General features: G+C 59.7%; 22 protein-coding genes and 3 pseudogenes. 15 read left to right on the top strand and 10 right to left on the bottom strand.

The window, feature by feature from the left end; genetic code table 11:
• Positions 1–192 precede the first annotated feature (192 nt).
• The 3 genes from EGT36_RS30030 (at position 193) to EGT36_RS30020 (ending at position 2803) form a co-directional block, all read left to right on the top strand.
• Positions 193–1200, top strand: a complete 1008-nt coding sequence (locus EGT36_RS30030) for a hypothetical protein (RefSeq protein WP_125271773.1) — start codon at positions 193–195, stop codon at positions 1198–1200.
• 290 nt (positions 1201–1490) lie between these two features.
• Positions 1491–2180 (top strand): hypothetical protein, encoded by a 690-nt coding sequence (locus EGT36_RS30025; protein WP_125271772.1) that lies wholly within the window; start codon positions 1491–1493, stop codon positions 2178–2180.
• A 59-nt stretch (positions 2181–2239) separates the two neighbouring features.
• Positions 2240–2803: a pseudouridine synthase family protein gene (locus EGT36_RS30020; RefSeq protein WP_125271771.1), complete on the top strand. Its 564-nt coding sequence runs from the start codon at positions 2240–2242 to the stop codon at positions 2801–2803.
• A gap of 15 nt (positions 2804–2818) precedes the next feature.
• Here the strand turns inward: EGT36_RS30020 and EGT36_RS30015 are convergent, their stop codons facing one another.
• The 6 genes and pseudogenes from EGT36_RS30015 to EGT36_RS29990 all read right to left on the bottom strand — a co-directional run.
• Positions 2819–3223 (bottom strand): hypothetical protein, encoded by a 405-nt coding sequence (locus EGT36_RS30015; RefSeq protein WP_125271770.1) that lies wholly within the window; start codon positions 3221–3223, stop codon positions 2819–2821.
• Positions 3224–3383: 160 nt separating this feature from the next.
• Positions 3384–4724, bottom strand: a complete 1341-nt coding sequence (locus tag EGT36_RS30010; RefSeq protein WP_125271769.1) for a DNA cytosine methyltransferase — start codon at positions 4722–4724, stop codon at positions 3384–3386.
• 89 nt (positions 4725–4813) lie between these two features.
• Complete coding sequence (locus EGT36_RS30005) at positions 4814–5104, bottom strand: hypothetical protein (RefSeq protein ID WP_153187278.1); 291 nt, start codon at positions 5102–5104, stop codon at positions 4814–4816.
• 130 nt (positions 5105–5234) lie between these two features.
• A pseudogene (locus EGT36_RS30000) lies at positions 5235–5690 on the bottom strand (transposase); the annotation flags it as partial.
• 30 nt (positions 5691–5720) lie between these two features.
• A complete protein-coding gene (locus tag EGT36_RS29995; RefSeq protein ID WP_502697453.1) occupies positions 5721–7127 on the bottom strand; it encodes a transposase in 1407 nt (468 codons plus the stop codon).
• Between the two features lie 55 nt (positions 7128–7182).
• Positions 7183–7941 (bottom strand): annotated as a pseudogene (locus tag EGT36_RS29990) (IS256 family transposase); the annotation flags it as partial.
• On the opposite strand from EGT36_RS29990, the pseudogene EGT36_RS29985 reads away from it, so the two are divergent.
• A pseudogene (locus tag EGT36_RS29985) lies at positions 7942–8487 on the top strand (IS6 family transposase); the annotation flags it as partial.
• A 6-nt stretch (positions 8488–8493) separates the two neighbouring features.
• Complete coding sequence (locus tag EGT36_RS29980) at positions 8494–9198, top strand: phage exclusion protein Lit family protein (protein ID WP_502697454.1); 705 nt, start codon at positions 8494–8496, stop codon at positions 9196–9198.
• A gap of 78 nt (positions 9199–9276) precedes the next feature.
• On the opposite strand, the gene EGT36_RS29975 is transcribed toward EGT36_RS29980, so the two are convergent.
• Positions 9277–10386, bottom strand: a complete 1110-nt coding sequence (locus EGT36_RS29975) for an RHE_PE00001 family protein (RefSeq protein WP_125271806.1) — start codon at positions 10384–10386, stop codon at positions 9277–9279.
• Between the two features lie 283 nt (positions 10387–10669).
• Between EGT36_RS29975 and EGT36_RS29970 the strand changes: the two genes are divergently transcribed.
• Positions 10670–11599 (top strand): recombinase family protein, encoded by a 930-nt coding sequence (locus tag EGT36_RS29970; RefSeq protein WP_125271766.1) that lies wholly within the window; start codon positions 10670–10672, stop codon positions 11597–11599.
• 316 nt (positions 11600–11915) lie between these two features.
• On the opposite strand, the gene repC is transcribed toward EGT36_RS29970, so the two are convergent.
• The 3 genes from repC to repA all read right to left on the bottom strand — a co-directional run bounded on the left by repC (position 11916) and on the right by repA (position 15567).
• Complete coding sequence (gene repC / locus EGT36_RS29960) at positions 11916–13130, bottom strand: plasmid replication protein RepC (RefSeq protein WP_125271765.1); 1215 nt, start codon at positions 13128–13130, stop codon at positions 11916–11918.
• A gap of 161 nt (positions 13131–13291) precedes the next feature.
• Positions 13292–14299, bottom strand: coding sequence for a plasmid partitioning protein RepB (gene repB / locus EGT36_RS29955; RefSeq protein WP_125271764.1), 1008 nt, complete (start codon positions 14297–14299; stop codon positions 13292–13294).
• Between the two features lie 62 nt (positions 14300–14361).
• Complete coding sequence (gene repA, locus EGT36_RS29950; RefSeq protein ID WP_125271763.1) at positions 14362–15567, bottom strand: plasmid partitioning protein RepA; 1206 nt, start codon at positions 15565–15567, stop codon at positions 14362–14364.
• A 358-nt stretch (positions 15568–15925) separates the two neighbouring features.
• On the opposite strand from repA, the gene traI reads away from it, so the two are divergent.
• Genes traI through EGT36_RS29905 form a run of 9 tightly spaced genes read left to right on the top strand, consistent with a single transcriptional unit; the run spans position 15926 to position 23575 of the window.
• The gene (gene traI / locus EGT36_RS29945) at positions 15926–16564 is read left to right on the top strand and encodes an acyl-homoserine-lactone synthase (protein WP_125271762.1); all 639 of its coding nucleotides are present in this window, start codon (positions 15926–15928) and stop codon (positions 16562–16564) included.
• Complete coding sequence (gene trbB / locus EGT36_RS29940; protein WP_125271761.1) at positions 16561–17532, top strand: P-type conjugative transfer ATPase TrbB; 972 nt, start codon at positions 16561–16563, stop codon at positions 17530–17532. Before traI ends, trbB begins: the two co-directional genes overlap by 4 nt.
• The gene (trbC, locus tag EGT36_RS29935) at positions 17522–17926 is read left to right on the top strand and encodes a conjugal transfer pilin TrbC (protein WP_125271760.1); all 405 of its coding nucleotides are present in this window, start codon (positions 17522–17524) and stop codon (positions 17924–17926) included. The genes trbB and trbC overlap by 11 nt, the downstream gene beginning before the upstream one ends.
• On the top strand, positions 17919–18218 hold the full coding sequence (locus EGT36_RS29930; RefSeq protein ID WP_125271759.1) for a conjugal transfer protein TrbD: 300 nt from the start codon (positions 17919–17921) through the stop codon (positions 18216–18218). Before trbC ends, EGT36_RS29930 begins: the two co-directional genes overlap by 8 nt.
• Positions 18219–18228: 10 nt before the next feature.
• Positions 18229–20691, top strand: a complete 2463-nt coding sequence (locus EGT36_RS29925; RefSeq protein WP_125271758.1) for a conjugal transfer protein TrbE — start codon at positions 18229–18231, stop codon at positions 20689–20691.
• Entirely contained in the window at positions 20663–21472 is an 810-nt protein-coding gene (trbJ, locus tag EGT36_RS29920; RefSeq protein WP_125271757.1) for a P-type conjugative transfer protein TrbJ, read from the top strand. The genes EGT36_RS29925 and trbJ overlap by 29 nt, the downstream gene beginning before the upstream one ends.
• Positions 21469–21696: an entry exclusion protein TrbK gene (gene trbK / locus EGT36_RS29915; protein ID WP_125271756.1), complete on the top strand. Its 228-nt coding sequence runs from the start codon at positions 21469–21471 to the stop codon at positions 21694–21696. Before trbJ ends, trbK begins: the two co-directional genes overlap by 4 nt.
• Positions 21690–22880, top strand: coding sequence for a P-type conjugative transfer protein TrbL (gene trbL / locus EGT36_RS29910; protein ID WP_125271755.1), 1191 nt, complete (start codon positions 21690–21692; stop codon positions 22878–22880). The genes trbK and trbL overlap by 7 nt, the downstream gene beginning before the upstream one ends.
• A gap of 17 nt (positions 22881–22897) precedes the next feature.
• The gene (locus EGT36_RS29905; RefSeq protein WP_125271754.1) at positions 22898–23575 is read left to right on the top strand and encodes a conjugal transfer protein TrbF; all 678 of its coding nucleotides are present in this window, start codon (positions 22898–22900) and stop codon (positions 23573–23575) included.
• Positions 23576–23584: the final 9 nt, after the last annotated feature.

Below are 23584 nucleotides of genomic sequence, written 5' to 3'. Positions count from 1 at the left end.
CGTTCGGACCCATTTTGCCTCGTCGCGCTGTCCTTTCTCGTGTTCGTGCATGGCATGGAGACGTCTTCCGGGTCCATTCGCTCACCTGAAGGAGACCCCCGCATATCACCGGCAACAATTCCGGTTTGACGCCTCTCACGATCATCTGCAGGGTCCTGATCAACCGGACCTGTTGTGCGTAAAGGGGTGATCATGGAACTCTACATTCAAGGTTTTGTAACCGCGTCGATCAACAATATCGACCTTAAAACCACGGTGACCCGTCGTGAACTGAACAACCGTCAGGCTCGCGGCAAGACGCGTTCGATGATCAGGCGGGATGTGTTTTTTGAGATCGCTCGTGACGCGGTGCGGTCCGCGAATTTCGACAGGGTCGATGGACACTGGGACACGGCCGCGAAGGTACGGGCCAAAACGGATTTCATTCGCCGGCTGGCGCCGTTCGTCCTTCCCGAGCTGGCACACAAAGCGGCAGCCTTCGTTGTGGATCGGAGTGTCCTGCACCCGGCGTTCGAGCCTGAGGGTCATTCGGACACCACCGCCGTCGCCATGACCGCCTTGCAGGCACGCGAAAGCGTTTATATCGAGTTTCCGCGTGAGACGATCCTTTCGTGTGGCGAGGTTGGCGCCCGGATGGTCATCATCACCGTCGTGGACGCTCAGCGGTTCAAGTGGTCGGCGGTGCTTGAGCCGACCGGAGAATTCGCCGAGACCTGTGTCGTGAGCTGGTATGTCACGAGGGGTATCGCCGAGCCGTATACCAACGTCATCTTTGCGGGCAAGGCTCCCGTGATCGCGGACTGGAACAGGATCTGCAACGAGCTGACGCGCCTGGTTCATACCTGTCTGTCGTGCATTTCCCGTTCCGCCCGGAGTTCCGCGTCCACCTCACGGCGACAGACAAAACAGAGCAGCGATCCTTCCTGCCTTGCGACTGAGATTGCCGAGGTTGCCGATACGTACGTGGGATGCCATTTCCGTGTCGAGCGACTGACCGCCGAGCAGCGTGATGCCGGAGGATTGCGCACAAGCGCCTCCGGCAAGACGCTCTCGAAGCACATCGTGGTTGCGGGGTATTTCAAGAACGTCGCCTGCGGGAAGGGCCGTCTGCAACGGCGACGGACTTGGATCCTCGAACATCACAAGGGCCCGCTTCACCAGCCGATCGAGACGAGGGTTCCGCTGATCCGGGTCGGATGATCTGCGGCGCTTGCCCCCTGTCGCAAAAACATCGCGGCCGATCAATTGTGGATTGAAGGAATTATTTGTGGCGTGGTCCACAGTCGGCTTGCCCCCTTCTACTTGGCTACCCGGCGGTTTGTTTCGCACCGGGTGACAGCAGATTTGACGGTGGCGATTTTTCCGCCCTCCCCCGCTTGTGCCCCGTCCATAAGCCGGACAGCCTTTTGATATCGGTGGCCCCTGACGTCCGTCTCCACGCGGCACGCCTGCCCCGCTCCCGGATTTCCATCAGCCTGAAAGGGTAGAAGATGCTTTATGTGGTTCAGAACTCCAACGACTATCACCCGGTCGCGCGTGTCCTCGAAAACGACGAAGCCGTTGCCTTCATCGCGCAACGAAAGCGGGGAGACCCTGACGGCTATCTCGAGATCGCACCCGAGAAACTCACCTGCCAGTCCTGGTGGGAATATGCCAATAAACGCGATGGCACCTGCATCCATGCATGGGGTGACGACAGTGAATCCGATATCTGCCTCGACCACCTCGAGCGGCAGCATCCCTATGACAGCGATGTCTGGCATTGCCGCGAACTCGGGATCGCGGAAGCATTCGAGCTGGATCTCGAGAAGCCCAGCGATGGTTTGGACCTGAGCGACGCGACCCTGGAAATCCGCCCGCAGTTGCTGGGGTATCTCGATGAACTCCTGAAAGAGGTGTCGATCGTCACCGCCCCTTCCCTCTTTGCCACAGAGACGTCGGACGTCGTGCGCGCGGTCGAGGCGGCCTATTACTTTAGTTTGCGGCTGGAATATGCCGGCGTCATCGACAGCGCCGGGATGATGGTTCGCCATGTTCTCGAAGGCAGCGATTGGGAGCTTGGTGACGAAGATCCGGTCTCGCGGATCGTCCAGAAAGCGACTTGCTCGAAAGTTTTCGAGGAAACATCTCCCGTCACAGGTAACCCCGCAGTGCCAACTTCGAATTTCGCGGCAGCCTGACCGAGTCCGTATTCGGTCGCGCCAAATTCGCATTATCCATCACAGACCAGGAGCCATCCATGCCGCCGACAGCAACCGCCACCCGATCGCCAGAGCAAATTTACCACCTGGCCAGCGGGATCGCCGACATCATCTTTGCCTTTGGAACCCGCATCGCCAGCCAATTTTCCCGACAGGTCGGTGTTCTTGACGTTCCGGCATCAGATCCGGAGGGTGGCCGGCTGTGCATCCGGGTCAGCCGGACCGAGGCCGAGGTCGCTCTCAGATCGTCAATGCCCTCGGACGAGGAGTTGAGCGAGGCCGCCGATGAATACAGCTTCTGGTTCGGATTGCCGCCCGAGGTCGACAAGAGCCTGTTGCTTGCCAGGTTGCAGCCGCCAGCTTTGCAGAACCTCGCCACGATTCAGGTCTGGGTCTGGGCGGTCAACAAGGCACTTCTGGACGGGCACCCTCCGCATTCGTCGGCACCGCGGACTTTTACCGATCTGATCGACAGGGAGGCTGCCGAGTTCCGCGCCTTCGTCACGGCCTCGCCGCGAAATGAGCATGTCGACCGTGGTGCCGGTCGGAGAGCGGAAGATGAGCCTTGCGTGCCTGTGGCAGCACTTGCGGGAAAGGCGTGAACACTTGCCGGCAATTCATCTCGATTTGCCGCAGATTATTTTGGGTAGTGACGGGGCGTTGTTTGTGACTTGCGTCCCGCAGTGATGCCATCGGAGGCGATCAAACGAAGAAATGCGAAGCCCAGACCGAAAAATCCGACCAGCGGACGGAACCGCCTTCGCACTGAGCGGTGGCGTGAGCGACGCCGGATTGCCGGCCGGCCGGAAGCATCGGTGATCGATCGCGCGGTCGCTGCCTCCGTCGCCGCCTTTCTCACCGCTGACCTGCATGGTGACGAACCGGATCGTTTCACGCTTCGGGATATTGTCATGGGTGCCCAAAAGCTTCTGGTCGACCAGGGCTTCGACAAGCGCGAGGCCAACACGGAGCTCATGCGCCGGATGGACACGGCGATCGGATCTCGTGAAGGTCAGCGACATCACAGGTGCCGGTCACAAACCGCAATAGGCGGATCCCCTCCCCCCATTACTTCTCGGTTTTGAATCGGATGTATGGAAAGCCGGTAGAGGCGGTCGCTTGATGTCTACGCCGTCGGCGACGTCGAGCCATGCGGGCGCAGCCTGCCGCCATGGGAGTGGCTCAGCTGTCTTCCCGTTCTCGCATGGCGACATCGTCGTGACCGATATCAGCAGACCGCCAGCCGGAGCCGCCGTCTAACGTGATCTTGCGGGCATGCGGCAGATGGCTGGGTCTGATCCGAGCCATATAACCGGCCGGAGAAAGGGTGCGTTTCTCCATACGCACGCGCGTCCACATCGCTCTTGGGCTTTCCCTTGGCCCGTCGGGCTTGCGGGTAAATTCGGCATAGAGCCTGAGGGCGGAACGAAGGTCGCTCCGCTGTTTGGTGCCCAGTCGTTCAAATCCCGGCGCCTTCTCGATCTCCCTGACCGCAAGCTCGATGTCGGCATAGTCTCGGCCGTTCAGCAGATTGCGCGCCCGCTTGAGGCGTGACACGACGTTGCGAACCGAAGCATCCTCCAGACCCTGCGCAGCAAGATATTCCGGAAAACCTTCCGCCATCGGCGGCACGCTTTTGCCGTCGTGGCGGGCCATGATCACCTGCCCGAGCGCCCTGGCAAGCGGCGGTGGAACCGCATTGGCGATCATCAGGTTGACGTCCGCCGCCTTCTGGCCCGACCAGTCCCATTCCGGCGGGAACCCCTGAATATCGGCAACCATCTGGCGGTCGAGATAGGTCACTTCACCCGTGGCGTCCTTCGGATGTCCCTTGTAGTGCCTCGGCTTGCCGCGAGCATAGGTGCTGCGCACCGTCGGACCGGGTTCTGACGTTTCCCACAGCCGCCGGCGCTCGAGGCTGCGCGGATAGACATAGATGGCATCGGCGACCCGATCGCCGAATGCATCCTTTAGCGTCATCGGTCTTGCTGATGCGGCGGCGAGAATATCCTGTTCGAGAAAGCCGTCGACCTCGTGCTTGCGGCCGATACAGAAGAACCTTCTGCGTCTCTGCGGGACACCGTAATGGGAGGCGTCGAGCTGGACTTCCGTCAGCCCGTAGCCATGCGCCTTCCACACAATCCGGGCATCGCGGTAGGAGTTCGAATCCGGTGCCTCCTTGACGTTTTCGAAGATGAACCATTCAGGTTGGACCAGAGCGATCGCGTAGGCGAAATCGCGGGTCCGATCGGCTCGCTCTCCCTCCGTGCGCTGGCCTGCCGCCGAAAAATCCTGGCATGGCGGCCCGCCGGCAATCAGGGTCGGCTTCAGCCGGAGCAGTTGGGGCACGATCTTTGCAAAATCCGAGATGCTACCCATCCGGCCATGATCGACCCACAGGTTTTGAGCGTAAACCGCCAGAGCAGCCTCCGAGATGTCAAAACCCGCGACCGGCTTCATGCCGGCCTGGTAAAGCCCGCAGCTCATTCCGCCGGCACCACAGAAAAAATCAACGACGCGCATTCGATGCCTCCCCTAACGGATCGGTCTGTTCGATAAGGCAGGCACATTGCGCATCGGTTAATTGTCGACAACGATATCTGGCCATTGATTCACGCGAGGCTTGCCCAACGACGGCGATTTTCCAGAGCAATCATGATGCTCCGTGAAGCACACGCCCTGATCGAGAGCACGCTCGCGACGGAGATCCATAGACGATGTTCGAGACAATACGGATCGGTGCAGAACGATGAAAATTTGTCGCGACCAACCATTTTCCGCTTGAGCCCCAAGGCAATCGACGCCACCATTTTCATACGGGCCGCGCGACGAAACGCTAGCGGAATTGGCCAGATGATCGGCCAGATCATTCTCCGCCCGCAGGCGGGCAGGCTCTTCGCCACCGCGCCCTCGCCTGTTCGGCTTCGGCTGACGAGGTCGAGTTCAAACCTTCCTTCGCATTTTCGCAGATCGTGTCCCAGGACGTGGTGTAGCTTAGACGACCACGGCTCATTCCCGAGGGCCGGATGAGTGTCAGCTTGCTGCTGGCAGGCTGATAAGCGGATCATCGCTCATTGTTGCGATGGTTTCCAGTGTCATGTAGCGGGACCGCTGGACGGCCCATTCGTCATTCTGCTCCAGGAGCAAGGCACCGACCAGTCTGACTATTGCGTCGTCGTTGGGGAAAATGCCGACGACTTCAGTGCGTCGCTTGATCTCGCCGTTAAGGCGTTCGATTGGATTTGTGCTGTGAAGCTTTGCCCAGTGCTGCTTGGGAAAGGTCATGTATGCGAGCACATCCTGTTCGGCACTATCCATCAGCGTGGCGAGTTTCGGCACCTTCGGCCTGATCTGGTCTGCTACATTGCGCCATTGGCTGCTTGCCGCGTCCGGCGTGTCCTGAGCGAAAACCGTGGCGATGAAGGCGGAGACGACCCGCCGTCCGCTCTTACCCGCATGGGCCAGCGCGTTGCGCATGAAGTGAACCCTGGGGCTGTTGAAGAAGTCGCCCACGGCTGATCAGGCAGCTTTTCGCACGTTGATGAACGTCTGCTGGAGTAGAAGGCGGCTGAAAGCGTTCCTCAGCTCGCAGATAGGTGCCTGGGGTGAAGTCATGAGCAAGAACAGTCGCAAAAGGGCTGCCGCGAGCCGCTTCAGGTTGATGGCGGCGGCCGTGAGGTAGGATTGGATCTTCATGTTGGAGAGTCCGCGCCGAACGGCGCGGGCGAGTCCGTGCCAGCTCTTCGCCTCGCCATGGAACCCCTCTGAGCGCCAGCGATGCCGCTGGTACAGACGCCGGTCTTCCTCGGTCCATTTCTCACGGCGTCTTCGGGCTCGCAGGAGCGCCGGGTAATCGTCCCCTACAACGACGGCCTTGTTTGCCCGCCCCTTCGAGAGGCACAGCCTTGCCAGATCGCATCCCCGACAGTCCGCTGCCTTGGAATAGAAGAACCGACCGTGCTTGACCGGTCGGGTCGGTCTGAGGGTCTTTCCACGCGGGCACTTTAGGGTGTCGTTCTTTGCGTCGTAGCGAAATCTGCGCATCGGCACTGGGCTGCGGATCGGCTCCGCCTTCGGTGGGATGACGGCACTGATGCCCCGCCGCTCGAGCCCGCCGAAGACCTTCGCATAGGCATAGCCTGCATCGGCCGTGACGATCTCGACATCTACGCCCGTGGTCTCAATGGTCGCCTCGATGCGCTCAATGATGACCTGACCTTCGTTGATTTCGCCGGTGGTTACCTCGACGTCGAGAACCACGCCGCAGACGTCATCGACGATGGCGTGCTGCTTGAAGGAGGGTTCGAGCCGACGGTTGCGCCCACTCGTCGCCATCGTCGCATCGGGATCGGTGACGCAGACCTTCTTGAACTTCCCAGTCTTGCGGCTATCACGTTCAGCGACGGAAGCATCTTCGTTCGCTTCGGCAACCGCCTCAACGTGGCGCACCGCAAGGCTTTCCCAGCTCACATCCGCGCGAATGAGTGAGGCATCGACATGCACCACGTCCCCCTTCGCGATCTTTGCCGCAATGCAGGCCTCCACCGTGCGTTCGAAAATCCTTCGAAAGCGCTCCACCCCCCATCTCTGCCGTATCCGCGTCAGCGAGGAATGGTCAGGCAGTGTCTCGTGCAGCCCATAGCCAATAAACCACCTGATCCCGAGGTTGACCTGCGCCTCCCGCATCAGGCGACGATCGTGAACGATCCCGAGCAGGAAGCCCGCAAGCATTAGCCGGACAGCGACCTCCGGATCGATCCCAGGTCGTCCGTTATGCTCACAGTAGAGATCCGCAACCTCTGCCCTAAGCCACGTGAGGTCGAGGACACGATCCACTTTGGCGAGAATGTAGTCGTCGGGGATGAGCTGTCGAAGCGAGCCCGTCATGAACAGCTCGAGCTGACCGCGTTCCTTATGTCCCAACATGCCGGTGCACCCAGAGAATCAATCGCAAATGAATCGAATCACGTGAGGCTGACTTCTTCAACAGCCCCACCCTGCAGCGCTGCCAGGTGGTGGAAAGCACCTTCGATACTGCGGCTTTGATGCCCCCATGGGCATCGGAGACGACGAGCTTGACGCCACGCAGACCCCGCCTGGTCAGCTTTCGAAGAAACTCGGTCCAGATCGCCTCGGCCTCGGATGTGCCGATCTCCATACCGAGCACCTCGCGTCGACCGTCGGTGTTGACGCCGACGGCGATGATGACGGCAACGGAGACGATGCGCCCGCCGCGCCGGACCTTGAGGTAGGTCGCATCGATCCAAAGGTAGGGCCATTCCCCTTCGATGGGCCTGTCGAGAAAGGCCTTCACCTTCTCGTCGATCTCCTCGCAGAGCCGGGATACCTGGCTCTTGGAGATGCCCGACATGCCCATGGCCTTAACGAGGTCATCGACGGATCGGGTCGAGACGCCTTGGATATAGGCCTCTTGGATCACCGCCGTCAGGGCCTTCTCTGCCATGCGGCGTGGTTCGAGAAAGCTCGGGAAATAGCTGCCTGTGCGAAGCTTTGGAATGCGCAGCTCGACGGTGCCCGCCCGTGTCTCCCAGTCCCGGTCGCGATAGCCGTTGCGCTGGGCAAGTCGGAAGCCATTCTTCTCGCCATAACCCGCGCCCGTCTTTGTGCCGACCTCCAGCGCCATCAGCTTCTCGGCAGCGAAGCCGATCATCTCGCGCAGCAAATCGGCGTCGGCGCTCTTCTCAACGAGTGAGCGCAGGTTCATCATGTCGTCGGTCATCGGTGGTGTCCCTCAGGTGCGGCCTACGCAAAGCGACTGCGCAGAAAGACGCCGTCGCGAGAGGATATCTGGCATCTGGACGAAGTGGTCGTAACGATCGGCGGGCGAAAGCATTGGCTTTGGCGAGCCGTCGACCAGGACGGATATGTTCTCGACGAGATCGTGCAGACCCGTCGAGACACCAAGGCTGCCAAGCGATTGCTGATCAGGCTGCTGAAGAAGCAAGGCCTCGCGCCAAAGAGGATTGTCACCGATAAACTGTGTTCATACGGGGCGGCAAAGCGAGATGTGATGCCGGCCATTGAACATAGATCACACAAGGGCCTTAACAACCGTGCGGAAAATTCCCATCTGCCGCTGCGAAAACGAGAACGAGTGATGCAGGGCTTCCGATCCGTCGGCAGTCTGCAACAATTTGTCCCCGTGTTTTCAGCGGTTAGAAATCATTTTGTCCCGTCGCATCAAAAACACTCCGCCCTCGCCACCCACATTCATCGGATCCGCGCCATGGCGCACTGGAAGGCCGTGACCGGCGCAACTGCCTGAGTTTAACTGAAAGCGCTTCGTCCGGCCTCAATCGAACAACGTGACAACGCCCTCTGGGCGGTCGCCGCCTCCATCCGTGTCCTATCGGTTCTTACGCAAACCGCCGTCGAGATGAACCTTTCACAGGTCGTCATCACGCCGGGCGGTGCGGGCTCTGCTGCAATCGAGCTGAAGAACGCTGCTTTAGCGCTCATACGAAACGAAGAATTTTCTTGGGACGTTGCTCCAGTAGTCCCAGATACGGCAGCCGATCCCTCTTCCCCGGACGGCCTGACCAACAATCTGTTCCTTGCGGCAGCAAGCTTCGTAGTCCTGCACGAGTGCGGGCACCTTGTACTTGGACATCAGGCATATACGGCGCTCATGCACCAACAGGAGCGCGAGGCGGATGCGTGGGCAGTGTCCTGGATCCTCCATAAAGTTCCGAGTGATGCCCATCGTGAGTTCCGAACGCTGGCGATTTGCGTAGCGTTCATCTGGATCGGGCTCATCAATGAAGTTCGGAAGGCCACATCTACCCATCCGCCTGCTGCCCAACGCTTTGCCGATGCCTTCAACAATTTTGGAAATGTGCCGACAGAGAGCCCGGCCTTGGAAGTAAGCTACTATGCGCTGAAGGCCTTCTTCGATCCGACGACGGACCTCCCACAGGCCGACAGCGCGAAGGATGGCTTCACCGATCAGCTCATAGACTACACCCGCAGCCGGTGAACGCCCCCATCGATCAAAACATGATGCCGATCAATGAACGCGAACGGTCGTGCGTGGAAAGGCGATGCCGGGCGTTCCTCAGAATAGTCCCCAGGCACGAAAACTTCCTCGCCCGGTAACCTCCCGGACTCCGAGCTCTTCGACAAGATTTAGGGCCGCTCGATGGCTCACTTTCAATTCCTTCACGATCAGCGAAGAAGACACAATCGGCTGCGTCAGCATTAGCTCTACGAGACCGGGCAGGCTGCTCGATGCACGCTTCGTCCGCAGTTTTCGCTCGAGTAGGTCTCGCGCGTGCCCGAGGCGGATCACCTCCTTCATCGCAACCTCCGCCCCTGCCGCCATTGCCTCGAGGCCGGCCAGCAGCCGAGATGCCCGCTCCCGAGCGCGCCGACGATCACGCGGAATAGTCTTCAGACCCACATTGAATCCAAACAAATGGGAGGTCACCTTTTTCTGTGCCCGGAAATAGGAATTCACGAGCTGCGCGCCAAGCCAGTGTTGGCGCTGTAACGGCTCTATGCTTTCCCACGCGTCCCATAGGATTGCCCCTGCCAACGTCGCGGGCAAGGATTCGACTTCCTTCGCAACTGTCCTCCATTCCGAAAGTCGACTGTCTTCGTCCCACTCCGGGTCACGGATGACAAGCTCGCCAACCACGAGAGGATCCGCCATGTGTCTTTCGATCTTCTCCGCTGTTTCGAGCACCCGGGAGGAACGATCAAGGACCGCATCGATTTCCGCAAGGTCCACCGCAAAACCAGAGCCGGCCTCTCTAGGTTCGATTTCGGCTGGAGAGAGCCGATACCCCTCCCCTTCCCCGACGCCATTTGCCGTGTCGGATGATAGGCCGATCAGGTTGGCCATTCCCGTTCTGGTCAACGCCCATCCTACGTCGGCCACCGCGATGCGCCGGCGTGACCGCAGGATCGCATGGGCGATCGTGATTTCGTGAGTCGGCGTGCGAACATCCCGATCTGCATCGTGGAGAACCAGATCCTCGATATGGACAAGCTCGCCGGCCACCCACATGCTGGCAGTCGCCTCCGCAAAATGCTGTCTCTTGGCAAACCCCTGGCCTACCGGGCTGTGCCTGACAACCTCGTCGAGGCGGGCAAGTTGATCCTCGGCCCTTGCGACGGCCGGAAGGAGGGCCTTCAGAGGCAAATCACCTGCTTCGTATCTCATTGTTAAAACGTCATATTTTGAACGATGTTGAAGCTGTCTTAACATACACTTCAGTCGTAGGAGATAGTTTTTCTTGCGCGCGTACAATATAGAGCAGACGAGCCTTCCGGACTGTACAGGATCAGAGCCGCCAGGCCTCACATCGACGAAAAGCGTTGTTTTCCAAGGCATTGAGACGTCGAAACAACCGCATCATAGGCTCAAGAGACGTTTACAAACGATCAGTTATCCTTATCTTCTGGTTTTGGAAAACTGCTTCGCAACTATCTCTCAGACGCTCTAAATGGCCGCTGACATGCTGAATCGAACGTCTCGTCGACCACAGGGCCGACTTATCGGCTATGCCCGCGTCTCTACGGACGAGCAGGCAACCGAAGCCCAAGAAATTGAGCTGCGCTCCGCCGGATGTGAGACGATCGTCCAAGAGCACGGTTCGGGCGCATCGCGAACCCGGCCGGCGCTGGCAAAGGTGATTTGCCACATCACCGCCGGCGACACACTTGTCGTGGTCCGTCTCGATCGACTGGCGCGCTCCGTCAGCCATCTGCTTGCCGTGATCGAGGACTTGACGACAAAGGGCGCGCACTTCCGATCTCTGCGAGATCCGATCGACACTGCGACTCCGCAGGGGATGTTCTCGCTGCAGGTCCTCGGCGCTGTGGCCCAACTCGAACGCGCACTGATCTCCGAACGAACGAAGGCTGGTATCAACGCGGCAAAGTCGAAGGGCAAACTACCCGGCAATCCAGGTATTAGAGAACGTCGGCCGGAGATGCTCGCCAAAATGACGGCGGCTCAGAAAGCTGCGTATGGCAAGCGCATCCAGATCGACGTCAACAAATGGCTCCCGACCGTCAGGCGAATGCGCCCGGACCACAGCTGGGACGACATTGCGCGCGTCCTTAAACAGCGCGGTATGGACTGGACGCCCGAACGACTTCGCCGCGCCGTGAAATGGCTCGTGGCCGAACACCTTGCCGATCCGGGCCTGCTGAAGAAGTCATCCCCACGGCCACCCGAAGATCGCTTGATGACGCTTGTCGCGGGCATGTACGCGTCCAACTCCGAACTGACGCTGCGGGAGATCGCCATCCAGCTCGAACGTCTCCATGAGCGGACGCCTTGCGGTGGCACAAAATGGTCCCCATCCTCCGTCAAGAACCTGCTCGATCGGGCAAAGAAAACAGGTCTCGTCGGGACCGGCGGGGAATAACGCGCTAATCCAACCCAGGATACTACCGCCCGCACCGGAACAAGCTGAAGAGGGATAGACGATTCAAACCGCTACGATCGAAAATCGCGCCGACTTCGCACAATCGGCAATCGAGCGTGCGACCGCCGCCATAGCCGAGAAGGGCGGAGATCTTGCGCTTGCTGCACGCGACGACGAGACCAAACTTGCCTAGAGCGCCAACGCGATGCGTCAGGCAATCGTGGATACGCTCCTCAAGGTATTCGATGCGCTGGTCCCCGAGGACTGACCCGACCCGGCGACTCCTAAGTTTTCGCATCTGACGCGCCCTCCCCCGCTACGCCGACTTCCGGTCTCCGCCGGACTGAACCTTCAGCAAAGCCATCAGCATCGGGCCGAGCCCGAATTCACCCCGGGCCGCTTTCCGGGTAAGGTCGCGCAGATATCCGCCGGCCGAGTTAATGTGGCCAGCCCTTTCGAGGATGCACGCCACCGCCGTCGCCGCATTTTCCGGCCCCATCACATCGCAGGCGTCCTGATACGCAGACGGACTGACCCCGAGGCTCGACCGGACCACGACGGCCGCGGTCATCAACTCCCGCCAATGGTTGATCGCGCCTCCCGGCCCATACATCGCAATTTCGGGGCAAGCCCGCAACACCATGCCCAACGGGAAAGGCCTTTTCGTCTCGGCTGTCGGCTTCGGTTCTTCCACTATCGGTCCGCTCTGCTCTTTTTCAGAGCATAGTTCAGATTCATGGATGGATTCGGGTTTTGAATTCTGTATGTGGCAGCCATTCTGACTACCATTGCTAGCCATATTTTCAGTATTTTGCTGGATTTCCAACAGGTTGACGATCTCATCGCGCAAAAGCGTCATTTCATCCAGTACGGAGACGACGTCATCATGTCCCGGATTGCGCGGCAGCTTGGCAAGAGCAGCGACATACATGCCCTCGATCGCCTCCCAATCACCGTCGGCCCCCTCCTCTACCGCAGCCGTGATGAGTTTCCGAACGTCACGACGGCAGATCGTCAGCGCTTCCTTGGCACGCTTGAACAGCCGGCGTTCCTCGGCAATCTGCTGCGCCAACTGGGCCAGTTCTTCGACGCGGGCCAGAAGCGGCGCCAGGCTGAAGCCGAAGGCTTGCTCGATCTCGCCTTCCTTGCCGCGATGCGCATAACGCTTTCCATTCGGGCTGTCGCGGCGATGAATCAAACCAGCATCAACGAGTGCGGCAAGTTGCCGGCGCAGCGTCGTGCCGGTAATCCCGTGCGCCCGAACCGAGAGCTGAGCATTGGACGGAAAGACCACCATGCCGAACTCTTCTGACAACTGGCTTTCCGGATAGAAGCTGAGCAGTGCGTCCAGCACTGCTAGAGCTCGATCCTGGAGACCTAGCAAGCTGCGGGCTTCGCTGATGTCGCGGAACACCTTCCACTTTTCAGCGGTCTTGCCTGCCTTGATGTCTGCTGCGGCCACTTGCCCTTTCACCAGGGCAAGAGATATCGCCCGCCGCCCAAAGGGCGTCGTCACATTTCCGATTTGCATTCGCCTTCACCTTTCAAAAGGCAAAAGAAACCCGGCCGCCTAAACGACGGTTCGACTCTTGACAGCGATTCGTGGAAATGCGATTCTCAGCCTGCTACGAATTGAGAGAGGCTTCCACGACAGCGTCGATTGGGGGCCTTTTTCTTTTGCGGTTTTTCTTCTCAGTTTTTCCCTTGCTGCTGGAAAGTCTCATAGAGGCTTTCAATATTGTTCGTGATCCAATCACCGAATGCGATGCCGTTGGATGACGAGAGAACAAGCGTCACAGCTTTTGGCGTGACTTTCCGCGAAACGTTCACGGCGTTGTCTTTTGCATTCCAAACCTGCCGAGGCTGGGTGTTCTCTGAGCGCTTTACCGCCGCCTTTTCTTTGCCAGATCGAAGCCGCTTGAATAGTGCCTCGAACCTGTCGACCTGATCAAGTCTAGTAAACTCTTCTTCGTTGGTGAATTCCTCTGCGAGTGCCTTGTTCTTGGGGACGTCGATGAGCTTGCGAAGTTGTAACCATCGGTCACGCCCTACGCCCTTGGCCGGACCGATCGCCTCGATCAGCCGTTCTCCAAACGCCCCTGGAACAGTCAGCATCTTAGACAGAGTTTGGTAATCAACCGAAAGCGCTACCTGGATTACTTCACGGGAGTAACCAAGCTTCTCGAGGCGATCCGCGAACGTCGCCCGCTCGATAAAACTTAAGTTCGCGCGTGCAGAATTCTCCTGCCCCTGGCTGATAACGTGTGCCTGCTCGTCGAGCTGACGAACAACAGCCCGGACTTTTCGGCCAAGCTCTCTCGCTACTTGCGCGCGGCGATGACCGAAAACGATCATGTAGCGATCAGATTTGTTTGGGATTGGCCGAACGAGAATAGGCGAGTCTTGGCCCCTTTCACGGATGGCGGCCAACAATTCGCTATACTCCTCATCGGTCGTCGTCGAACCTTCTGCGGCCCCAGAAAGTCGGTCGCGAACGAAGGACGCCTCAAGCAGTTCCGGATCAAGCTCGACAACCACATCACCGTCATTGATCCGTTCAGCTTGTCGAGCCAACGCATCAATGGAGGACGAGAGCGACTTGGCAGCTCCGAACCGTGTAACTGGCGCAGCCGATTCAATCGTCTCATCGACCGATTGATCGTCATTCATTACACTGTTGAAGATATTCTTCCTCGCCATCGCCATGCTCCGACATTTAAGTCACTGTAAAAACAAACAAAAAATTCAATTTAGACCGCAGTCTATTTCCTTCGCCCCCAAGCCTCATGAATGAGGTCCCGAATTTCCCCGTTGACGGCTTCCATTGCTTCCATGGCGCGGTCATAGGTTCCGCGGTTCATCGCAGACCGTTCAACTTCATACAGTGTCTGCTTTGTCAGGCCTGCATCCGAAACCGCTGTGGACTTCACCATCTCATGCTTCGCCATATGCGGGATCAGCATTGACTTCATGAACGCGACCATTTGCGCCTGCGGCATGTCGGTGGGCTCGAACCGCGTTATCAAGTAGCGGAACCAGTCAAGATCGACATCGCCGCCAGCCTGCTTCACAGTCTTGAGGATATCGCCGAGCATCAAGAGAAACTGCGACATCGACATCAGATCGAGCATCTGAGGATGCACCGTGATAAGAACGGAAGTTGACGCCGCGAGTGCAGTGAGTGTCAAATAGCCAAGCTGTGGCGGGCAGTCCAACACGACGACATCATAGCGGGGGTCCACATCCTCGAGCGCGCTCTGGAGTCGATTCCAAAAACGCTTCCCTTCGGTACCAACTTGCATCGCGAGAGGTGTGTCGTACTCGTACTCCTGAAGCTCAAGTGACGCGGGGACAATATCAAGGTCGGGGAAATTGGTAGGCTTTATCACATCTGCGAGCGAGCAACGCTTCTCATCATACCGAATTGCCTCGTATACGGACGGGTAGTCATCCACCTCAGGCTGGATGCCATAGAGCGCTGTCATCGATCCCTGAGGGTCGAGATCGATCGCTAATACGCGATGCCCCGTCAACGCCAGGTGTTGCCCAAGATGCGCCGCTGTCGTGGTTTTTCCCGAGCCACCTTTGAAGTTCACAACGGCGAGCACCTGAAGCTTTTCGTTCGCGCGGCGACTTGGGACATATTTCTTAACATCCGAGCGGCCATTCTGATCCAGCCAGTGCCTTAGTTCGCGTATTTGCTCGGCTGAGTATGTCCGGCGACCCCCAGCATGGACGGTTGGAACGACGCCTTTGCCTTCCAAGTGTAGCTTTTTCAGATTGCTCGGCGACACTCCCAAAAAGTACGCAGCCTCTGCCATTGAAAACTGGCGGAGGGTTTTGCGTGCGTCGGGCGGATAGCTTTCCATGCGCAACTGGTTAAGCCTGCGCGATATATCCTTCCCCTGAGCAAGGATAATATCGTCGAAACCAATCTTTTTCGCAGCGCTAGAAGCGACACTACTCATAACTTCCCCCGAATGACGGCATTTGGCTGAAATCAGCCCAAGTACCGTCATTATCGGCGATTCCCCGACGGTGGCAAGAAGAATAAGGTTAACAGGAAGTTAACACGGCCGTCCGGTTTCTTTGCCGAAAAATGAATCATGATTGAATCGTAAAGGGTTAGGCAGCGCCGCCACTTTCAAGGTAGCCAACTATAGGTGCAGATTTGCACATGAAATCAACGTTTCCCGATAGCGATTGCGATCGAAAATCGCTCCTTGAACACCCGACTCAGTAGAATCAGCGGGTGCAGATCTGCACATAGCCACACGCTGAACGAGATGTTTTCTCTCCGCATCGTTTGTTGTTGCGGAGATCAACATGCTGATTCTGACCGTCTCGCCCGGCCAATATGAACACCAGAGCCACTACCTGAAGCAAATGCACCGGCTTCGCGCCGAGGTGTTCAAAAACCGTCTGGAGTGGGATGTCGCAATCGAGGGGGGCGGCGAACGGGATCAATACGACGACCTCAGCCCGACCTACATTCTCGCCATCTTCGGCGGGCAGAGGGTGGTCGGCTGCGCGCGGCTTCTTCCCGCATCAGGCCCGACCATGCTGGAGAGGACGTTTCCGCAATTGCTGGCAGCCGGCTCCCTCAGCGCCACTGCGGCAATGGTCGAAAGCTCACGCTTCTGCGTTGACACGACATTGCCGACGGGGAGGGCAGGGGGCCATTTGCATCTCGCGACGCTCACCATGTTCGCCGGCATCATTGAATGGTCGATGGCAAACGGCTACGACGAAATCGTCACGGCAACCGATCTTCGCTTCGAGCGCATTCTGAAGCGCGCCGGTTGGCCGATGACGCGACTGGGCGAGCCCGTCGCGATCGGCAACACCGTTGCCATCGCCGGACATTTACCCGCCGACCGAAAGAGCTTCGAACGGATCTGCCCGCCGGGATACCGTTCGATCATCGCCGACCATAGCGGCCGCCCGTTGAGGAGCGCTGCGTGACCCAGCTTCGCTCGCATCCGCGCCTCGTTCGCAAACTTCAGGACGCGCTCGGCGACCAGCTTTGCGTTGCCCTCGATGACGCGACGGTCGTCGAGATCATGCTCAATCCCGACGGCCGACTGTTTATCGAGCGGCTCGGTCATGGCGTCGCGGCTGCCGGCGCCATGACACCGGCAGCCGCGGAGGTCGTGATCGGCAGTGTTGCCCATGCCCTGCAGTCCGAAGCTGACGATGAGCGGCCAATCATCTCCGGCGAATTGCCGATCGGGGGACACAGGTTCGAAGGACTGTTGCCACCGATCGTATCCGGGCCGGCATTTACGATCCGGCGGAGGGCGTCACGCCTCATACCGCTCGACGATTATGTGACGTCGAAAGTGATGACGGAAGCCCAAGCCTCCGCCATCCGCAGCGCGATCGATTCCCGCATGAAGATTGTCATCTCCGGTGGGACGGGCTCCGGCAAGACGACGCTTGCCAATGCCATCATCGCCGAGATCGTGACAGCAGCTCCGGACGATCGCATGGTCATTCTGGAAGACACCGCTGAAATCCAGTGCGCCGCCGAGAACGCTGTCTCCCTCCATACCAGCGATACGGTCGATATGGCGCGGCTCCTCAAAAGCACGATGCGGCTGCGTCCCGACCGCATCATTGTCGGAGAGGCCCGGGACGGCGCGGCTCTCACGCTCTTGAAAGCCTGGAACACCGGCCACCCCGGCGGTGTCACCACGATCCATTCCAACACGGCGATGTCGGCACTGCGCAGACTGGAACAGCTGACGGCCGAAGCAAGCCAGCAACCGATGCAGGAAGTGATCGGCGAGGCTGTCGATCTCGTCGTCTCCATCGAACGCACAGGGAAGGGGAGGCGGGTCCGCGAGGTCATCCACATCGAGGGATACCGCAACAATCGATACCAGACCGAACATTACGCCCAGATCGACGAGGACAGCCATGTCGCGTAAGACCCATCTCATTCTCACAGTCATAGCTCTGGCGCTCGTCTCGGTCGGCTCCGTGGATGAGGCACTTGCATCCTCGGGTGGCGGCAGTCTGCCATGGGAATCCCCACTCCAGCAGATACAGCAGTCGATCACCGGTCCTGTCGCCGGCTTCATCGCGCTTGCGGCGGTGGCCATCGCTGGTGCGATGCTGATCTTCGGCGGGGAGCTGAACGACTTTGCCCGACGGCTTTGCTACGTCGCGCTGGTCGGTGGCGTGCTGCTCGGCGCCACCCAGATCGTCGCCCTGTTCGGCGCGACAGGGGCGTCGATCGGCGAGCTTCATTCGCAGGCTGACCCGTTCGATTATTCGCCCTTCGCCACGCTCATTGAAAGTGGGGAGGGGGATCGTGGCTGAATCTGGCTCGGCTCTCGTGCGGTCGCGGGTTCATCGGGCGCTATCACGTCCCAACCTGCTGATGGGTGCCGATCGCGAGCTGGTGTTGCTGACGGCGCTAGCCGCCATCATCCTGATCTTCGTGGTGCTGACCTGGTACGCCGCGCTGTTTGGGATCGCGATCTGGCTAATCGCGGTTGGTGCCCTGCGCATGATGGCGAAAGCCGATCCCCTTATGCGGCGCGTCTACATTCGCCACATCTCCTACAAAGCCTTCTACCGTGCGACCTCGTCGCCGTGGCGCAAGTTCTGAGGGGGTCGAAATGGTCGCCCTTAAATCCTTTCGTCATTCCGGTCCTTCGTTTGCCGACCTGGTGCCTTACGCCGGTCTGGTCGATAACGGCGTCATTCTCCTGAAAGACGGCTCGCTGATGGCCGGCTGGTATTTTGCTGGCCCTGATAGCGAAAGCTCGACCGACGCCGAGCGCAACGAGGTGTCGCGACAGATCAATGCCATCCTGTCGCGGCTCGGTTCCGGTTGGATGATCCAGGTCGAGGCCGTGCGAGTGCCGACCGGTGACTACCCGGCTGAAGCCGACTGCCATTTCCCCGATCTTGTCACCCGCGCTATCGATGCGGAGCGCCGCGCGCATTTCCAGAAGGAAAGGGGGCATTTCGAGAGCCGGCATGCGCTGATCCTGACTTGGCGGCCGCCGGAACCGCGGCGCTCAGGCATGACGCGCTATATCTATTCAGACACCGCCAGCCGGTCCGCAACTTATGCCGACAAGGCGCTCGAAAGCTTCCGCACCTCGATCCGCGAGGTCGAGCAGTACCTCGCCAATGTCGTGTCCATCCGCCGGATGATGACACGCGAGACGTCGGAGCAGGGCGGCTTTCGTGTTGCCCGCTATGTCGAGCTTTTCCAGTTCATCCGCTTCTGCGTCACCGGCGAGAACCATCCGGTTCGCCTGCCGGAAATCCCCATGTATCTCGATTGGCTGGTGACGGCGGAACTCCAGCACGGTCTGACACCACTGGTCGAGAACCGCTTTCTTGGCATCGTCGCCATCGACGGCCTGCCGGCGGAAAGCTGGCCCGGTATTCTCAACGCGCTCGACCTGATGCCGCTGACCTATCGATGGTCGTCGCGCTTTGTCTTTCTCGATGCGGAGGAAGCACGGGCGAAGCTCGAGCGGACCCGCAAGAAATGGCAGCAAAAGGTTCGGCCTTTTTTCGACCAGCTATTCCAGACGCAATCGCGATCGCTCGATCAGGACGCCATGATGATGGTGGCGGAAACCGAGGACGCAATCGCCGAGGCCTCATCGCAGCTCGTGGCCTATGGCTATTACACGCCGGTCATCGTGTTGTTCGAGGAAGACCAGGCACGCCTGCAGGAGAAATCCGAAGCTATCCGCCGCCTGATTCAGGCCGAGGGATTCGGCGCCCGGATCGAGACACTGAACGCGACAGATGCCTTCCTCGGAAGCCTGCCCGGCGTCTCCTATGCCAATATCCGCGAGCCGCTGATTAATACGCGCAATCTCGCAGATCTGGTTCCGCTGAACTCGGTTTGGTCCGGAAGTCCGACTGCACCATGCCCCTTTTATCCCCCGGCCTCGCCTCCGCTGATGCAGGTGGCGTCGGGCTCGACCCCATTTCGGCTGAACCTGCATGTCGATGACGTCGGCCACACGTTGATTTTCGGGCCGACCGGTTCCGGCAAATCCACCTTGTTGTCGCTGATCGCCGCACAGTTCCGGCGCTACGCCGGCGCACAAATCTTCGCCTTCGACAAGGGCGGCTCGATGCTGCCGCTGACGCTCGGGATTGATGGCGATCATTACCAGATCGGCGGCGATGCCTCCGGAGACGGGGAGGGGAGGGCACTTTCCTTCTGCCCGCTGGCCGAACTGTCTACCGACGGCGACCGCGCCTTCGCGGCCGAATGGATCGAGATGCTTGTGGCGCTGCAGGGTGTGACGATCACACCAGACTATCGCAACGCCATATCCCGACAGGTCGGGCTGATGGCGGAATCACGCGGGCGGTCGCTATCGGACTTCGTGTCGGGCGTACAGATGCGCGAGATCAAGGATGCGCTGCATCACTACACCGTCGATGGCCCAATGGGCCAGCTTCTCGACGCCGAGGAGGACGGTCTGTCGCTGGGCACCTTCCAGTGCTTCGAGATCGAGGAGCTGATGAACATGGGCGAGCGCAATCTCGTGCCCGTTCTCACCTACCTGTTCCGCCGGATCGAGAAACGCCTGACTGGTGCGCCCAGCCTGATCATCCTCGACGAGGCATGGCTTATGCTGGGTCATCCGGTGTTTCGCGACAAGATCCGGGAATGGCTGAAGGTGCTGCGCAAGGCCAACTGCGCCGTGGTGCTCGCCACGCAGTCGATCTCGGATGCCGAGCGCTCCGGGATCATCGACGTGCTGAAGGAAAGCTGCCCGACCAAAATTTGTCTCCCGAACGGGGCCGCCCGCGAACCGGGCACGCGCGAGTTCTACGAGCGCATCGGCTTCAACGAGCGGCAGATCGAGATCGTCGCGACCGCTATCCCGAAGCGGGACTATTACGTCGTGTCGCCCGAGGGGCGCCGTCTGTTCGACATGGCGCTCGGTCCCGTCGCGCGCTCCTTTGTCGGAGCGTCCGGAAAGGAAGACCTCAAGCGCATCCGTGCCCTGCATCTTGAACATGGGGCCTCCTGGCCTCTCCATTGGCTCCAGCAAAGGGGGATCGCCCATGCCGACACGCTCTTCCCAACCGAATAGGATTGGGCACACCGCGCTCGGTGTGGTCCTCACGCTCTCGTCCGCTCTCCCCTTTCCTGCTCGGGCCGGTGGCGTCACGGGACAGGCGACCGAATGGACCCAGCTTGCCAACAATGCGGAACTGATCAGCCTCGTCGGCAAGTCCGCCGAGCAGGTCAACAACCAGATCACCCAGATCTCGCAGCTGGCCGAGCAGATCCAGAACCAGCTCAACATCTACAAGAACATGCTGCAGAACACGGCGCAGCTTCCGAACCACATCTGGGGTCAGATCGAAAATGACCTGAAGAACCTCCAGAACGTCGTCAATCAGGGACAGGGCGTCGCCTTCTCCATGGGCAATGTCGACGATGTCCTGAAGCAGCGTTTCCAGAGCTTTGCCGACATGAAGAGCAACCTGCCGGACGGCGCGAGCTTTTCCACGACCTATCAGAACTGGTCCGACACCAATCGCGACACGATCGCCGGCACGTTGAAGGCCGCCAATCTGACCGCCGAGCAATTCTCCAGTGAGGAAAGCACGATGTCGCAGCTCAGGTCGATGTCGGAATCGGCCGACGGCCAGATGAAGGCGCTGCAGGTGGGCCACCAGATCGCCGCCCAGCAGGTGGCACAGATGCAAAAGCTACGCGGTCTCGTTTCCCAGCAGATGACCATGATGGGCACATGGTTCCAGTCGGAACAGGCGAGACAAGACCTGGCGCAGGCCCGACGTGAACAGTTCTTCGGTGGGAGCGAGCGGGATATCCGCGGTGGACAAACGATGGAGCCTCGGTGGTGAGCCCGCGCCTGATCATTATCCTCATAGTGGTAGGGATCGTCACTGCGGGTGGCGCTGTCAGCTGGATGCTGATCCAGCCCGAGCCTACCCTGATACCCGGTTCAGGTGCGGCCGCAACCGGTCGCGCCTCCGATGCAGAAAAGCGCCAACACCGCGAACAGTTCTTTGGCGGTGATACCACCCGCGATATTCGCGGCGGCCAGGAGATGAAGCCACGATGGTAGCTGCGCCTCCTTCCCGCAAGTTTGAACTTGCTTTCATGGCAATCGGCATTGCGCTGATCGCCACCACCCCCGCCTTCGCGCAACAGGGTCAAGTGCTGACCACTCTGGAGAACTCGGTCGTCACCGCCGCCAAGGGTTGGGAAACGACCGTGATGAATGCAGCGCGGTCGCTGTTCTGGATCCTCGCCGGGATCGAGGTCGGCATCGCCGCCGTCTGGCTGGCGATCAATGCAGCCTCGCTCGACAGCTGGTTTGCGGAACTCGTCAAGCGCATCATGTTCATCGGTCTCTTCGCCTTTATCCTCAACGAAGGGCCAGCGTTCGCCAAGGCCGTGGTCGACAGCCTCTATCAGATCGGCGCCGGCGGCGGTTCGGCCTCACCGGCCAATATCTTCGATGCCGGCATTCGCGTTGCGACGAAAATGTCGGAGCAGGCGAAGTTCGGCGTCTTCGAGGACAACGCGCTGGCGATCGCCGCCGTCTTCGCCATGGTCGTCGTCGTCGTTTCCTTCTCTCTCGTTGCGGCAATCTTCGTCGCCGTCATGGTCGAGATGTATGTCGGCCTGCTCGCCGGCATGATCATGCTCGGCCTTGGCGGCTCGTCCTACACCAAGGATTTTGCCGTCAAATATCTGGTCTATGCCTTCTCGGTCGGCATGAAACTGATGGCGCTGGTGATGATCGCCAAGATCGGCTCCGATATTTTGCTCGGTCTTGCCGAAGCGCCGACGGCGACCTCCGAGCAGTTCATCACGACGCTTGCCATCGCCGGGATCTCCGTCGTGGTCTTCGTCATCGCCATGTATGTGCCGCCGATCCTGCAGGGCGTGGTCCAGGGTGCGTCGGTAGGCGTCGGCATGGCAGCTATCCGCCATGGCGGGCAGGCCGCATCTGCCGCATTGGGTGCCGGGTTCCTCACGACCGGCGCTGCAAATCGGGGTCTTGAGGCTGCAACCGCCGCAAGGGCAGGGGGAGCAACACTCGCCAGCGCCGCCATGCGCGGCCTGGAAGCCGGGGTCGGCGGCGCGGCCGGCGCAGTCGGCTCCGCTGCGAAAGACAAAGCGATCAGTTCCCCCGGCGCCTATGCGGGGTCACTGCTGGGCCTTGCCAACGCCAAGCTCGACCAGCAATCCGGCCGGCCTGGAACGCCGCCTCCACCTCCACCGATCAATGACACCAAATGACTGGAGGCACATGACCGATGGCCGGACAGAACCCGCTCAACAATCTCGATACTGGCAATCCCTATATCGCGGCACGCAGCGAATGGAACGAGCGCTACGGCTCGTATGTGAAAGCGGCCGCCGCCTGGCGCATCGTCGGCATCACCGGCATGACTATGGCGGTGATCGGGTTTGGCTACGCGCTCTACCAGAGCACGCAGGTCAAGCTCATTCCCTTTATCGTAGAGGTCGACAAACTCGGCACGGCCGTCAATGCCGGATTCCCGCAGCAGATCGAATATGCCGATCCGCGCGTCGTACGCGCCACACTTGGCAGCTTCGTCTCGAGTTTCCGATCGGTGACCCCCGACGCCATCGTCCAGAAGCAATACATCGACCGGACCTACGGGCTGCTTCGGACATCCGATCCTGCGACCGAAAAGGTCAATGCCTGGTTCCGCTCGAACTCGCCGTTCGAAAAGGCGAAGACCGCGACCGTGGCCATCGAGGTCAACAACATCGTCGCGCTGTCGAACCAGAGCTATCAAGTCGACTGGACCGAATTCGAGCGCGACCGCCGCGGCAAGGAAACGGCGACACGCCGGTTCCGCGGCATCGCCACGGTGACGCTGACACCGCCCCAGGATGAGGGCGTCATCCGCCTCAATCCAATCGGTCTCTATCTCCGCGACTTCGACTGGACTGCACAGCTTTGAAAGGCATGG

Source organism: Agrobacterium sp. FDAARGOS_525, from assembly GCF_003938925.1.
In the GTDB taxonomy this organism is placed as follows: domain Bacteria; phylum Pseudomonadota; class Alphaproteobacteria; order Rhizobiales; family Rhizobiaceae; genus Agrobacterium; species Agrobacterium pusense.
This window is presented reverse-complemented; position numbering and strand designations above follow the sequence as displayed.